This is a genomic window from Gilliamella apicola, assembly GCF_003202915.1.
Lineage (GTDB): Bacteria > Pseudomonadota > Gammaproteobacteria > Enterobacterales > Orbaceae > Gilliamella > Gilliamella apicola_Q.
Map to the genome: position 1 here is coordinate 18,977 of NZ_QGLP01000004.1, position 15,800 is coordinate 34,776.

The 15,800-nt window shown below is 34.6% G+C and carries 13 protein-coding genes; 7 read left to right on the top strand and 6 right to left on the bottom strand.

Translation table 11 applies throughout. From position 1 onward, the window contains the following. Positions 1-240: 240 nt before the first annotated feature. From DKK79_RS01605 to DKK79_RS01630, 6 genes are all read left to right on the top strand, one after another. Positions 241-2,505 (top strand): aconitate hydratase, encoded by a 2,265-nt coding sequence (locus tag DKK79_RS01605; protein ID WP_110422566.1) that lies wholly within the window; start codon positions 241-243, stop codon positions 2,503-2,505. 21 nt (positions 2,506-2,526) lie between these two features. Next, positions 2,527-3,789, top strand: coding sequence for an NADP-dependent isocitrate dehydrogenase (gene icd / locus DKK79_RS01610; protein ID WP_110422567.1), 1,263 nt, complete (start codon positions 2,527-2,529; stop codon positions 3,787-3,789). 17 nt (positions 3,790-3,806) lie between these two features. Next, positions 3,807-5,162 carry a citrate/2-methylcitrate synthase gene (locus tag DKK79_RS01615; protein WP_110422568.1) on the top strand — a complete coding sequence of 452 codons (1,356 nt, stop codon included), beginning with the start codon at positions 3,807-3,809 and terminating at the stop codon, positions 5,160-5,162. Between the two features lie 139 nt (positions 5,163-5,301). Then, a complete protein-coding gene (murJ, locus tag DKK79_RS01620) occupies positions 5,302-6,840 on the top strand; it encodes a murein biosynthesis integral membrane protein MurJ (protein WP_034883456.1) in 1,539 nt (512 codons plus the stop codon). A 22-nt stretch (positions 6,841-6,862) separates the two neighbouring features. Continuing rightward, a complete protein-coding gene (locus tag DKK79_RS01625) occupies positions 6,863-7,786 on the top strand; it encodes a hypothetical protein (RefSeq protein ID WP_110422569.1) in 924 nt (307 codons plus the stop codon). A gap of 26 nt (positions 7,787-7,812) precedes the next feature. Beyond that, complete coding sequence (locus DKK79_RS01630) at positions 7,813-8,757, top strand: hypothetical protein (protein WP_146211975.1); 945 nt, start codon at positions 7,813-7,815, stop codon at positions 8,755-8,757. A gap of 11 nt (positions 8,758-8,768) precedes the next feature. Here DKK79_RS01630 and dusC read toward each other — a convergent pair whose 3' ends face one another. The 6 genes from dusC to DKK79_RS01660 all read right to left on the bottom strand — a co-directional run bounded on the left by dusC (position 8,769) and on the right by DKK79_RS01660 (position 13,754). Continuing rightward, the gene (dusC, locus tag DKK79_RS01635; protein WP_110422571.1) at positions 8,769-9,728 is read right to left on the bottom strand and encodes a tRNA dihydrouridine(16) synthase DusC; all 960 of its coding nucleotides are present in this window, start codon (positions 9,726-9,728) and stop codon (positions 8,769-8,771) included. Further along, positions 9,719-10,498, bottom strand: a complete 780-nt coding sequence (locus tag DKK79_RS01640) for a molybdopterin-synthase adenylyltransferase MoeB (RefSeq protein ID WP_110422572.1) — start codon at positions 10,496-10,498, stop codon at positions 9,719-9,721. The genes dusC and DKK79_RS01640 overlap by 10 nt, the downstream gene beginning before the upstream one ends. A gap of 79 nt (positions 10,499-10,577) precedes the next feature. After that, positions 10,578-11,897, bottom strand: a complete 1,320-nt coding sequence (locus tag DKK79_RS01645) for an amidohydrolase (RefSeq protein ID WP_110422573.1) — start codon at positions 11,895-11,897, stop codon at positions 10,578-10,580. A gap of 20 nt (positions 11,898-11,917) precedes the next feature. Continuing rightward, positions 11,918-12,367 (bottom strand): hypothetical protein, encoded by a 450-nt coding sequence (locus tag DKK79_RS01650; RefSeq protein ID WP_110422574.1) that lies wholly within the window; start codon positions 12,365-12,367, stop codon positions 11,918-11,920. Between the two features lie 10 nt (positions 12,368-12,377). After that, complete coding sequence (locus DKK79_RS01655) at positions 12,378-13,154, bottom strand: DUF3100 domain-containing protein (RefSeq protein WP_110422575.1); 777 nt, start codon at positions 13,152-13,154, stop codon at positions 12,378-12,380. Between the two features lie 54 nt (positions 13,155-13,208). Next, complete coding sequence (locus tag DKK79_RS01660) at positions 13,209-13,754, bottom strand: cysteine hydrolase family protein (RefSeq protein ID WP_110422576.1); 546 nt, start codon at positions 13,752-13,754, stop codon at positions 13,209-13,211. Between the two features lie 285 nt (positions 13,755-14,039). On the opposite strand from DKK79_RS01660, the gene aspS reads away from it, so the two are divergent. Beyond that, positions 14,040-15,797, top strand: coding sequence for an aspartate--tRNA ligase (gene aspS, locus DKK79_RS01665; protein ID WP_110422577.1), 1,758 nt, complete (start codon positions 14,040-14,042; stop codon positions 15,795-15,797). Positions 15,798-15,800: the final 3 nt, after the last annotated feature.

Below are 15,800 nucleotides of genomic sequence, written 5' to 3' on the forward strand. Positions count from 1 at the left end.
TTTTCTTTAATGTGCATAATATTTAATATTTCGCTAGTATAGAGTTTCTATTAATAATGGTATTTAAATTTGTTGTTTTTAATCAAAGTTAACAACAAGTATTACTACAAGATTGCATAAAACAAAAATAGTGTTATATTGTCTGAATATTTAATCATAAAAAAAGAATAAATATTCAATTATCCCGATTGTGAGTAAGGCTCTAAAGGATATTATAATATAAGCAATGGGAGCTTAATTATGGTTTTCGATATAGATTTAATAAAAAATATTTATCAACATTATCCACAAAAAATTGATCTTATCCGCCAGAAAATTGGAAAACCATTAACCTTGACGGAAAAAATCCTTTATGCCCATCTGGTTGAAGGTGAGGAACTTAAAGCTTATAAACGAGGTGAAGATTATGTAAATTTTTCCCCCGATCGTGTTGCGATGCAAGATGCAACTGCGCAAATGGCGCTATTACAACTGATGAATTCTGGACGTAAACGAGTTGCTGTTCCATCAACAGTCCACTGTGATCACCTGATACAAGCCTATAAAAATGCTCATGATGACCTGATTATTGCTGAAAGTAATAACCATGAAGTTTATCAATTTTTACGTGATGTATCGAACAAATATGGTATTGGATTTTGGAAACCTGATGCTGGAATTATTCATCAAGTGGTACTTGAAAATTATGCCTTTCCGGGTGGAATGATGATTGGTACTGATTCACACACACCAAATGCTGGTGGTTTATCGATGATTGCTATTGGTGTTGGTGGTGCTGATGCCGTTGATGTTATGGCCGGTATGCCATGGGAACTGAAAATGCCAAAAATTATTGGCGTAAAATTGACTGGCAAATTATCGGGTTGGGCATCACCAAAAGATGTCATTTTAAAACTGGCCGGTATCTTAACAGTTAAAGGTGGTACTAATTCCATTATTGAATATTTTGGCGAAGGTACTGAATCATTATCCGCCACCGGTAAAGCAACAATTTGTAATATGGGGGCAGAAGTGGGAGCAACGACTTCAATCTTCCCTTATAGCAAAAAATCTGCTGATTATCTTAGTATGACAGGTCGTCAAGAAGTCGTTGATTTAGCCAATAAATTAAGTGATTGTTTCAATCCTGATAAAGGAGTATTAGAACAACCTGAAAATTATTACGACCAAGTTATCGAGATTAACTTATCGACGTTAGAACCTTATGTTAATGGTCCATTTACTCCTGACTTAGCTTATCCTATTTCCCAGCTTGCCTCTGCTGTTAAGGAACATGATTATCCTGATAATATGGAAGTTGGACTTATTGGATCATGTACTAACTCTTCTTACGAAGACATGATGCGTGCAGCTTCAGTGATTGATAATGCCAATAAGTTAGGTTTGAAAGTAAATGCCAAATTAATTATCAATCCAGGCTCAGAACAAGTTAAATATACTTCAAAACGGGATGGTATTATAAGTCGCTTTGAACAAGCTGGTGCAGCTATTATGGCTAATGCATGTGGGCCTTGTATTGGGCAATGGCGTCGAGATGATGTTGCCGATGAACACAAAAATTCGATTGTCACTTCGTTCAATCGTAATTTCGCTAAACGTAATGATGGTAGCCCAAACACTTATGCATTTGTTTGTTCCCCAGAAATTGTAGTAGCGTTATCAATTGCTGGTAAATTAAGTTTTAATCCATTAACCGATTATCTCATCAATGATAAAGGAGAAAAAGTAAAACTCCACGAACCTATCGGCGATGAGTTACCAAAACAAGGATTTGCTGTCGATGATGCAGGTTATATTGAGCCGATGGCTGATGGTAGTTTAGTTGAAGTTCGTATTGCACCTAATTCAGAACGATTACAACAGCTATTACCTTTCTCACCTTGGGATGGTAAAGATATTATTTCGCAACCATTATTGATTAAAGCAACCGGTAAATGTACCACTGACCATATTTCAATGGCCGGTAAATGGTTAAAATTTCGTGGTCATTTAGATAATATTTCCAATAATATGTTAATTGGTGCGGTTAATGCTTTTAATCAGAAAACCAATAGTGTGTTGGATGCACAAACTGGCGATTATGTTGAAGTCCCTGCGTTGGCTCGTAAATTAAAAGCACAAGGAGTCGGCTCAATAGTCGTAGCTGAAGAGAATTATGGTGAAGGTTCGTCAAGGGAGCATGCCGCAATGGAGCCGCGCTTTTTAAATGTTAAAGCAATTGTGGTTAAATCGTTTGCGCGTATTCATGAAACTAACCTGAAAAAACAAGGCATGCTTGCATTAACCTTTGTTAACAAAGATGACTATGACAAGATCCGTGAAGACGATCAAATTAGTATTACTGGACTCTGCGATTTTGCACCGGGTAAAAATTTGACATTAACCCTTCATCATCATGATGGTAGTCAAGATTCTTTTGCTGTAGCGCATACTTATAATCAAGCACAAATTGAATGGTTCAAAGCGGGTAGCGCATTGAATAAGTTAAAAGAAGAATTTAAATAAGAAATAAGAGGAAGAGACAATATGAATCAGCAAGTTTCAATTGAAAATGGAAAATTAGTCGTTCCAAATCATCCAACGATTCCTTTTATTGAAGGCGATGGCATTGGTAAAGAGATTTGGCACGCTGCTCAAACAATTTTTGATAAAGCAGTTGAAAAAGCTTATCAAGGCAAACGTAGTGTTCAATGGAAAGAAGTACTTGCTGGTGAAAAGTCCTTTAATGCAAATGGATCATGGTTACCGCAAGAGACTATGGATGCCTTCAAACATTATCTTATCGGTATTAAAGGACCATTAATGACGCCAGTTGGTGGTGGGATCCGATCACTCAATGTTGCACTGCGTCAAGAGTTAGATCTTTATGTCTGTTTGCGTCCAGTGCGTTGGTTTAAAGGTGTTGAATCACCGTTAAAGCACCCAGAAAAAGTCAGTATGACCATTTTTCGTGAAAATACTGAAGACATTTATGCCGGTATTGAGTGGCAACAAGGTACGGTCGAAGCTGAAAAGTTTTATCATTTTTTAGCTGACCAGATGAAAGTGACCAAAGTCCGTTTTCCTAACACTTCGGCTTTCGGAGTTAAACCTGTCTCTATTGAGGGATCTGAGCGGTTAATCCGAGCCGCAATTAACTATGCATTACAACATAAATTACCATCAGTTACATTAGTTCATAAAGGTAATATTATGAAATTCACGGAAGGTGGATTTAAGCAATGGGGATATGAACTTGCGGAAAGAGAATTTACTGACGTAGTGTTCACCATGAATCAATATGCTAAAATTCAAAAAGCCGAAGGTAAGGCAGCAGCTGAACAAGCATTACAAGCTGCGAAATCAGTCGGTAGATTAATTATAAAAGATGTGATTTGTGATGCATTTTTACAAAATACCTTGTTAAAACCCGAGGATTATTCGGTTGTTGCGACATTAAACCTTAATGGTGATTATGTTTCCGATCAGCTTGCCGCCATGGTTGGTGGTATTGGTATTGCACCGGGCGCCAATATTAATTATTTAACCGGACATGCTATATTCGAAGCGACACATGGTACCGCTCCTGATATTGCTGGCCAAAATCAGGCTAACCCATCATCCCTATTATTATCTGGCGTGATGATGTTTGAATATTTAGGATGGCATGAAGTTGGGCAACTAATTACTAATGCCATGGAAAGCTTATTTCAATCAGGCAAAGCCACTGCAGATTTAGCTCACTTTATGCAAAATGGGCAATCATTATCAACAACCCAATTTACTCAAGCAGTTATCGATAATTTATAATTCAAAGGGGATGGTTAATGAAAGAAAAGTTCTTAGTTTATAAATTATCGGAAACCATTAAAAATACCAGTAAAATTGAATCTCAGCTATTCGAACAATTTAATGTAAAACGTGGATTACGTAATGCTGACCATACCGGTGTATTAGTTGGGTTAACCAAAATTGGTGATGTATTAGGTTATGAACGCTTAGATGATGGCTCACTAAAGCCAATTGCAGGTAAATTATTATATCGTGGTATTGATATTGAAGAGCTTGTACATAATGCCCAGCAAGAGCGACGAACAGGTTTTGAAGAAACCATTTACTTATTATTATCTGGTTATTTACCTGATAAGGAAGAATTACGGGATTTTTCATGTTTACTTTGTGAATCCATGGCATTAGAAAAGCAAACCAAGATTGCTATTATGGAACTTGAAGGTCATGATGTAATGAACATTTTGGCTAGAACTGTTCTTGAAATGTACACTTATGATCCTGAGCCTGACGATACCTCACGTGATAATTTAATGCGTCAATCTATTGATTTGATTGCTAAATTTCCGGCAATCATCGCTTATGCCTATAATATGTTAAGTCATAGTGCTAAAGGAAAATCCTTACATATCCGTCACCCACACGAAGATTTTTCGATTGCGGAAAATTTTCTCTATATGATGAAAGGATCAGGGCGATATACAGAACTTGATGTAAGAGTGCTTGATTTAGCCATGATAATTCATGCCGAACATGGTGGTGGGAATAACTCAACTTTTACTGTTCGAGTAACGAGCTCCACGGGTACTGATACTTACTCATCGATTGCCGCAGGAATAGGATCATTGAAAGGTCCATTACATGGTGGAGCAAATTTGCAAGTAGGAAAAATGCTTAAACATCTTGCACAAGAGATCAAAAATTGGACTGATGCCGATGAGATTGATGCCTATTTACAACGTATTTTAAATAAGGAAGTGTTCGATAAAAAAGGGTTAATTTATGGTATTGGCCATGCTGTTTATACTGTATCGGACCCAAGAGCCATGTTATTAAAAGAGATGGCTTATCAACTTGCTCAAGAAAAAGGACGTGAAGAAGAATATAACTTCTTAAATTTACTTGAGGAACGAGCTATTCATGCGGTAGTAAATCGTAAAAATGCCAGAACCAAAAAACAAGTCTGCGCTAATGTCGATTTCTATTCTGGTTTTGTTTATGACATGATCGGCTTACCTAAAGAAGTGTATACACCATTATTTGCTATGTCGCGAATTGTAGGTTGGTGTGCTCATCGTATTGAAGAACTTAATTTTGATGATCGTCGAATTATCCGTCCTGCCTATAAAAATATTGGCGAACTTAGGCCTTTTACCCCTTTAAAAGATCGTTAGCTTATTTGCCGTCAGTATCATTCTGACGGTTATATTAAAATAACTATTTATTAAAAAAATCGTGGTGATTTAGAACAATAGTTTGTAGACTATGTGGAATTAATCGTTTTTGGCTATGTAATTGGTACATAGATCGTATATGAATCTTTTAAAATCTTTAGCTACAGTTAGCTCGATGACAATGGTTTCACGTGTTTTAGGATTTGTTCGTGATGCTATTATTGCCCGCTTTTTTGGTGCGGGAATGGCAACGGATGCCTTTTTTGTTGCCTTCAAGTTGCCTAATTTACTTCGTCGTATTTTTGCTGAAGGTGCATTCTCTCAAGCTTTTGTCCCCATTCTGGCTGAATATAAAAATCAGCAGGGCATTGAGGCATCACGTACTTTTGTGGCCTATATTGCAGGTTTATTAACGTTAGTATTAGCTATTGTTACGTTAATTGGTATTGTGACAGCGCCATTTATCATAATGATAACTGCGCCAGGTTTTATGCAAGAATCAAACGATAAATTTGAACTTGCAACGGTCATGTTGCGAATTACGTTTCCTTATATCTTTTTTATCTCACTTGCCTCATTAGTGGGAGCCATACTTAATACCTGGAATCGTTTTTCAGTACCAGCATTTGTACCAACATTCCTAAATATTAGCATGATTGCTTTTACTTTATTTTTAACCCCTTATTTTAATCCGCCTGTACTTGCGTTAGCGGTTTCAGTCGTTGTGGGCGGTGTTATACAGCTACTTTATCAATTACCTTATTTGAAAAAGATTGGTATGTTAGTTTTACCGCGAATTAGCTTTAGAGATAGTGGTGTATGGCGAGTGTTAAAACAGATGGGACCGGCTATTTTAGGTGTATCGGTTGGACAAATATCACTGATCATAAATACGATTTTTGCCTCATTCCTGATTTCAGGTTCTGTTTCTTGGATGTATTATGCTGACCGACTTATGGAGTTTCCTGCCGGTGTGCTCGGTGTGGCTCTAGGTACTATTTTATTGCCATCTTTAGCTAAAAGTTTTGCTAAAGGTGAACACAAACAATATTCAGAGCTATTAGATTGGGGGCTTCGTCTCTGTTTTTTATTAGCCTTGCCAAGTACCGTAGCATTGGGTGTTATATCAAAGCCATTGATATCAACTCTTTTTGAATATGGACAATTTACTTTAAATGATACTTTGATGACTCAACGTGCTTTAGTCGCTTACTCAATTGGTTTACTTGGACTTATTTTAATTAAAGTATTAGCTCCAGCATTTTATTCCCGACAAGATATTAAAACACCGGTGAAAATTGCATTAATTACCCTTATTTTAACACAATTGATGAATCTGGCTTTTATTGGCCCTTTACAACATGCAGGTCTTTCATTATCAATTGGGCTGGCAGCATGTTTTAATGCTAGTCTGTTATTTTGGCAACTTCGTAAAAAGAAACTTTATCAACCACAGCCAGGTTGGTATCGATTTTTAATCAAGGTTATTATTGCAGTTTTATTGATGTCGTCAGTATTGTGGTTTGGTGCAGAATTATTACCAGATTGGTCTAAAGGGGCAATGTTAGCCAGAATTGGTCGTCTGTTCTTGTTGGTTATTGTTGGTATTGGCATCTATTTTGGATCACTGGCTTTAATGGGTTTTAAAATAAAGCATTTTATTAAACGAATTGAATAAATATAGATAATAAGGAAGTTAAATGGAGAAAACGTCTTTTTTTAAATTGTCGATGATAGGTAGTACAATTTATTTGTTTCTGAGTCTTTTACTGATTATATTGTACCGCTCTTGTCAACCAGATATAGGTTTTTCACAAGAATTATTTTGGCATTATCTTAACTCCGTTAGCTTATTAGATTCGTTTTTTTTATATCAATTTTTCGAAGCGTTATGGCTTTTTGGTTTATTAACATTATTTCTTCATTTTAATAATATTTATCTTGTTAACAAACATAATGTCCTTTTATTATTGCTATTAATATTAGTGTATTCAGGCATCACTTTTTGTATATGGCGTTCTATTGACACTTATATTGATGAGTTATCTTCTTCATCACAGAGTGTATTATGTTATTCTGCATTCATTTTTCTTCATTATATTTTTTATTCTTTACTTTTATATTATTTGGTTGAATTATCGAAAAAATATTTTTTAAAAAATCGGCAAGCTTTTTGTTTAACGTCCGAAAATAGTAGTTTAATTCATGCGATACTTTTTTTAGCATTTATTTGTCCAATTTTGTATAGTGGATTTGAAATAATTGAAAATTTAATTATGGTTTTGGGCCATGGATCTGTTAATCGTGATTTAAAATTTACTTTTATCCTTTTTATACTATTTTGTATGCGTGTTAGTAAAAAAAATTTCATGATTTCTTTTGATGAAATTCAATACGCAAGGTTGTTTAAAAGTGTATTCGTATCTAGTGTCTTGTTGTTACTTAATGTTTTAATTTGTTTACTTCTTAGAGGAGAGTCTAGAAGTTTTTATTTTGATTATTCCTCGTTAATCTTAGATTATGTTAAACTGTTTTTTTTAGTTGTATTTTTTCTTTTATTAACTTATTTAATTTTCAATAAAGTGACTAAATATTATTTTTTAAAATTTGATAATAAAAAATAATTAATGAAATGGGATGCAATATACATATGGAAAAGAGTTTTTTTAAGCTACCGTTGATAGGTTGTTTAATCTATTTTATGTTAAGCATACTATTTAACGTATTTTTTTTATATTTGCACGCAGATGAATTTTTCCTAGGAAATTTTACTTGGTATGTATTTTTTGATGTGCCTTTTTCATTTTTATTAAGGCTTTTTTTTGAACACTATTTTACCGATACCTTATTGATTTTTGGCCTTTTAACTCTATTCTTTCATTCTGCCCATGTTTATATTGTTAATAAAGTTAATATTACTTTGTTGATCATTATAATGTCGGTTTATTCTATAGTTACCTATCTCATTAAAATTAATACAACTGTTTATTTAAAAACAGTATTTTCTTTGTTACCAATATTCCCTATAGCATTGGCTATTATTCATTATTTACTTAATGTGTTACTTTTATATTATTTGATTGTTTTTTGTAAAGGTTATTTTATTAAAAGTCAAAATGAATTTATTTTAACTAAAAAAAACTCCCCAAAAATTCATTTTATTCTTTTTTCTTTGTTTAGTTGCTTTATATTGATTAAGTGTTTTATTTTTATGAAACGAGCCTTTTCAATAAATGTATTTAGTGGTTCCATTTATAATCATTTAACAGCTATTTATAACCATTTAATGGTTATTTATCTGGTTGCGATATTGTTTGGTCTGGTGTTTAGCAAACAATCTTTTCATGTTTTCTTTGATAAAATTCAATATGTAAAACTTTTTAAAAGTGTATTAATATCAAATGTTTTAATTTTATCCATTGCTTTAATTGCCTTTATTGTCATTTATAATAATCCATCAAAATACTATTTTGACTCATTTATATCTATTTTTGACAATATTAATAAATTACTTTTAGTGATATTGCTTATTTCATTGATTTGTCTAACTCTTAATAAAACAACTAAATATTATTTTGGTAAGGCGGCATTTTGAAAGAGTCAAAATTAGTTAGATTTATTATCTAATTTGGTTTTCAAAAAATTACAGATTTCATTTTGTGATTTTAGTTGTCTGATTTCTGGTATTAATATGGATGCTTGAGGGTAATTTTGCCTTAAATAAGCCAACCACTGTTTTATTCTAGCCGAATGATAAAGTGGTTTAGCATCTTCGATAGGTGTCATTGCGTAGCGCAGCAGTAATTGCATTACTTCTTGCCAATTTAATGGTGAATGTTTAAATCGAATTTTATTGGCTAGATTAGGAATATTAAGTATTCCTCGACCTAGCATAATGTCATTTGTTTGGCTTTGCGTTAGGCAATTTTGAGCATCTGCAATAGAAAATATTTCACCGTTAGCAATAACCGGAATGGTTAATTTTTGTTTAATTTTACCAATGGTAGACCAATCAATTTTCTCGGCTTTATATCCATCTGTTTTGGTACGACCGTGAATAATAATTTCATTAGCACCAGCTTGTTCAATTGCTTCGGCTATTTCGTAACAGCGGGATTTATCATCCCAGCCTAATCGGATTTTAACCGATAAAATTGGGATAGCACCAATTGCAGTCCTAACTTGAGTCACAATATTAAATATTTGATCTGGATATTGTAATAAATAAGCACCACCATGGCTACCAACAACGGTTTTAGCTGGACAACCAAAATTGATATCTATGCCATAAGAACCTAGTTCAAGCGCTTTAATGGCATTTTCAGCCATCCATTCAGGAGATTGTCCTAATAGTTGAACTCGGACTGGCGTTCCAGATAAGGTTTTTCCTTCATTATACAGTTCTGGACATAGTCGATAAAAAGTTCGGTTTGATAATTTATGTTGGGTTACTCTTACAAACTCGGTGACACAATAATCAAATTGATTGATTTCAGTTAATATTTGCCGAACATAATAATCAAGAACGCCTTCCATGGGCGCTAAAATGATGCGATTTAATTGCATTTTAGCTCCTGTTTAGCCTGTCGATTTCCACAAACAATACAATTAGCTTGTTTAGCAAATGTGAATTGGTTGAATTCCATCGTCATGCTATCAACCATTAGTACTCGACCAATTAAAGGTTTACCATAATGGGTAAGTACTTTGATTGCCTCTAGAGCTTGCATTGAACCGAACATGCCAACCAATGGTGCCATTACCCCGGCTTCAATACAAGTAAGTTGGTCTTCACCAAATAAGTAACTTAAGCAGTGGTAGCAGGCTTGGTTATCTTCATAGTTAAATACAGTGAGTAAACCTTCCATGCGAATAGCCGCTCCGGAAACTAACGGTTTTTTTTCTTGAAAACAGCAACGGTTAATTTGTTCACGGCTGGTTAAATTATCGGTGCAATCAATAACGATATCATATTGTTTAATTAAGGAAATTAGTTCATTATCACTCAGTTTCTGATTAATAGCTTCAATAATCATATTGGCATTAATATTATCCAATGCTTGTTTTGCGACTTCAACCTTATATTGATTTATTGATTTTTGAGTATATAAAATTTGTCTATTTAAATTCGACTCTGATATGGTATCAAAATCATTTAATGTTAACTTACCAATACCCGATGCAGCTAAATAGAGAGAAGCTGAACAACCTAATCCCCCTAATCCAATAATTAATACTGAACTATTTTTTAAAATTTGTTGCTTTTCAATGTCGAAACCCTGCAAAGTTATTTGCCTGTCATAACGAAATAATTCTTGATCGGTAAGCGTTAACATATGAAGTGATTATTGTTGTTGATAATAATGTGGATAGTATAACAAAAACTTGGCACAAGATTGTGCCAAGTTCTAAACTTTATTTATCAAAACCCGATAGGAATTTTAAATATTCTTCTTTTGTCATAAGCGGTTTGTAATTTGTCATTAGGGTTTGAGCAGCTAAAGCGTCATCATAAAGTAAGTCAATAATCGTACAAGCCATCATTTGTGCAGGGCGGATATAAGCCATCTCTTCATCAAATACGGTATAATCTTTACCATGTAAAATTCCTCTAACCGAACCAATCCAAGGGTGACTTACTGGCATAATATGTGATAGATCACCTGTATCTGTACTTCCAGTCATATGTGGTGCGATTGAAACGTTTTCTTTCCCAATTAAATTTTCAGCGTTTTGCTTTAAAAGATCATTAAGTGTTGGGTTATTATTTAACGGCAGATAACCTGGAAGATCTTTAATTTCACACGTAGCACCAACAGCCATTGCACCAGCTTTTAACGCTTGATTAATTCTTTCATTGGCATCAATCATAGCTGGAACATTGCCTGCTCGTACATAACTTTCCATTCTTACATCGCTTGGTATGACATTTACTAAATCACCACCTTGGGTAATAATTGGATGGAATCGAATGTAATCTTTTTCTTGAAATGTTTCACGGATAGCATGGACACCCATCATTCCCATCATAGCTGCATTTAACGCATTTACACCAGCGTGAGGTGCTGCTGCGGCATGGGATGCTTCACCTTTATATTTAATTAGTTTACCAATAAAGCCATTGCTTGTTGTTGAGATTTCAATAAAACCATCTTGACGTTCATTTGGTACACTTGTTAAATGTATCTGCAACGCCATATCAACATCATCAAAATCACCACGTGAAATCAATTCTGGTTTGCCACCAATGTATTTGATTTTACCTTCTTCAATTAATCGATTGCGATAGGTTATTTCAACATATTCTTCTGCTGGAACAGCAAATGGTACTACATCACCCGCTAAAAATTGCATGGCACCTGAGTCAATTAGTCCCATAGTGACAGCCATCATATTAGCGATTTGTGCATTATGACCACAACAGTGAGCCGCTCCTGATGTCTCATCGGCAGCTGGATGGTCGGCACAAATAATTGCATCAAGTTCTCCAATAACTGCGATGCTGTATTTGCTTCCTTTACCGCCTTTAAGACGACCTTTAACACCCGTAAGTGCTAATTTATTTTTAAAAGGGACACCTAATTTCTCAAAAGCGTTTTCTACTTTTTTAGCCGTTTTGTGTTCTTTATAGCCAAGCTCTGGTTCGGACCAAATCGCTTCAGCAATCGATTTGATGTCTGCTTTTCGGTTTGCAATCGCGTCACAAACTTTTTTCTTTAGTTCATCTTTAGTCATAAATTAAATCCTTATCTAAATTAGATAACGCCTTCCCAATGCAAAGTGACTTGAGCTATTAAGGCTGCAAAAATAAACGTACCTGAAAATACTGCTAAAGATACGGGGATAATGCGCCAAGAGATATTTTTAAATAGCGCAAGATCTTTACCTATGGCAAGTCCTGCATAAGCAAGTACTGGTGTACATACTGCAAGTAGCGAAACTTGATCTGTAATTGCAACCAATTCTTTATGGTATGGGAATATAGGTGAAGAAGCTACAGCTGCAACAACCGATACCCATAAAATTACTGGAAATTTTTTTAATCCGGGTAACTTACTTAGTAAAAATCCTACAATAGAGATAACAACTAGGACTGCTAAAGCTTCAAGCGACGAAATAATATCAATTTTATAACCCATACTGTTTCCAGCAGCCATAATAATGGCGACTAAAATAAGCACAAAAATTGTTTCTAATATCTTCATTTTTGGCTCCCTATTTATTGCGTCGAAGACGGGCTAACGTGTCATACATAAAAGAAGCAAAAGGTAAAGAAAAGAGTGTATAAATATATATACCAACCATACCAGACATTAAATTTGCTGTTGTTGCATAAGCGTTAATATTTTCAGATAATTCAGGATACAAAGCACTTATCGGGGCAAGTGATGCCGCCATCATGCTTCCACTACCTACGCCAGCTCCCATTGCTAGTGCATATGGGTGAAGAATGTTCAATTGTGCTATTAAGCTAGCAAGAATACTCATCCAAATTGCACCATAGAGGGTACCGCAGATATACATAGCCATAACGCCACGACCTTCAGGAGAATCAAGTCCATATTTATCTGCAACAATAGCAATATTAGGTTCACGGGCAACAGAGTAGGTTGCACCAACCGCTTCTCGTTTCATTCCTAATAACATTGCTAACGGTAACCCAAGCAAGATGGTTCCGGCAAAATGCCCTAATTCTTGAAAAATTAGGGCTAGCTTGGCATCTTTTAAAATCATATCAATTTTGGGACCTACAGCTAAACCAAGTTTTGCAACAAGTAGAATCAATGTAACCATCATCACTAGACTTGCATTTTGCATATTTTTGTTGGTGAGTATTTTTAGTTTAGGTAAGCTAATGATGCCACCAAAAATCATTGCATATAACATGGGAAAAACGGCAATAATCCATATAAATTGTTTGCCGATAAGCTCACAAATAATTACTACTAAAAAGGCAATTAAATGCAATTTATAGTCTTTTAAAACTTCCATTCTTGCTCCTTCTTATTTTTATCTTTTTTCTCTATACTTCTTACACAACACTTCTTATACTACAGTTGCCCCTAAGGTATTTTGAAAATGTTTTAAAGCCCATTGATGACCAATAGGATCAAAGCTTGCAACTGCATTTTGATGAATAATTATTTTATAACCTAGGTTATAGGCGTCTACGGCTGTATGTAGAATGCAAATATCCGTACAAACACCAATTAAATGGATTTCGGTAATATGTCTTTCGCGTAAACGTAGATCGAGATCTGTACCACAAAATGCTGAGTAGTGGCGTTTGTTGATCCAGTAAATATTGGTTGAATTTTTATTTCTTTGATAAAGTTGATGTAAATCACCGAATAATTGTTGGCCAACAGTTCCAACAATATTATGAGGTGGAAAAAGTGCATTTTCAGGGTGATATTCATCGGTCGGATCGTGGGCATCAATTGCCAAAACAATAAATTGATTATTTTTAATAAATGATTCAGTTATTTTTAACATTTCGGATTCAATTTGTTGACCGGCTAAACCTGTAGTTAATGCACCATCATCCGCAATGAAATCATTCGTGTAGTCAATTGAAATTAAAGCTTTCATATCAAGTTAATAATATTTAAATAATACTTAAGCTTATTAATAAATATTTGATATTACAAGTTAATAAAGCAAACATTTTTCAAGTACAACTAAATAATGCGCTTTTTGAATAATTATCCTATTGAATTTAAATAAAATTATAAAAAGCTATATAAGGTAAAATTATTATCATAAACCGAGTATAAATAAAATAAATAGTGATTATTTTAAAACATAGTCTTTATACCCTGATAAATTGCTCTATAATAATTATTATTTTCGACAATTGTACACAGGATATATTTAATGAGAACAATTTATTGCGGACAATTAAACGCAAGTTATGTTAATCAAGAAGTTACACTATGTGGATGGGTTAATAAACGCCGAGACTTAGGCGGAATGATTTTTATTGATATGCGTGATCGTGAAGGAATTGTGCAAGTTTTTTTTGATCCTGATTATCCGCAAGCATATCAATTAGCTGGCGAGTTACGTAATGAATTTTGTATTCAAATTAAAGGAAAGGTAAGAGCCAGACCTGAAGGTCAAATTAATAAAGATATGTCAACCGGTGAAGTTGAAATTTTAGCGACGGAACTTACTATTTTCAATCGTAGTGATGTATTACCTCTCGATTTTAATCAAAATAATAGTGAAGAACAGCGGTTAAAATATCGATATATAGATTTACGCCGCCAAGAAATGACCTCTATCTTTAAAACTCGCGCACAAATTACTGCATTTGTTCGTTCATTTATGAATGAGAATGGCTTTTTAGATATTGAAACCCCAATGTTAACTAAAGCGACGCCAGAAGGTGCTCGTGATTACCTTGTTCCAAGTCGAGTTCATAACGGTGAGTTTTATGCACTCCCTCAATCTCCACAACTGTTTAAACAGTTACTGATGATGTCTGGCTTTGATCGTTATTATCAAATTGTTAAATGTTTTCGTGATGAAGATTTACGAGCCGATCGTCAGCCAGAATTTACACAGATAGATGTTGAAACTTCATTTATGACAGCCGAACAAGTGCGTGAAATCATGGAAAAAATGATAAGTGAACTTTGGTTGCATGTTAAAAATGTTGATTTAGGTAAATTCCCAATTATAACTTTTAGCGAGGCAATGCGTCGTTACGGTAGTGATAAGCCAGATCTACGTAATCCGCTTGAAATTATCGATGTGGCTGATTTGGTCAAAGATGTCGATTTTAAAGTATTTTCAACTCCAGCAAATGATCCAAAAGGTCGAGTAGCGTTACTTTGCGTGCCAAATGGTGCTCAATTAACACGTAAACAGTTAGACGAATATACGCAGTTTATTTCTGTTTATGGTGCAAAAGGTATGGCTTGGATCAAAGTCAATGAACGCAGTAAAGGTTTAGAAGGTGTACAAAGTCCAATCTCTAAATTCTTTAATAAATCGCAAATGGAAGCGTTGCTAAACCGGGCTAATGCGAAAGATGGTGATATTTTATTATTTGGTGCTGATAGCTATAAAGTTGTTAGTGATGCATTAGGTGCATTACGTTTGAAAGTTGGCAAGGATTTAGGTCTCACAGATGAAAACAAATGGGCGGTACTTTGGGTCGTTGATTTCCCTATGTTTGAAGAAACAGATGAAGGTTTAAGTGCTATGCACCATCCGTTCACCTCTCCAAAAGATTTCACGCCAGAGCAATTGATGACTAATCCTGAAAATGCAGTAGCAAATGCTTATGATATGGTAATCAATGGTTATGAAGTTGGTGGTGGCTCTGTACGTATTCATCGTAGCGAAATGCAGCAAGCTGTCTTTTCAATTTTAGGCATAAATGAACATGATCAGCGTGAAAAATTTGGCTTCCTGCTTGATGCATTAAAATATGGTACGCCACCACATGCTGGTTTAGCTTTTGGTTTAGATAGATTAACTATGCTATTAACAGGAACGGACAATATTCGTGATGTTATTGCCTTTCCGAAAACAACTGCTGCAACATGTCTATTAACCGATGCACCTAGTCCCGCAAATCCTGCTGCTTTAATGGAATTAGGCATTGAAGTAAGCGAAAAGTAACGG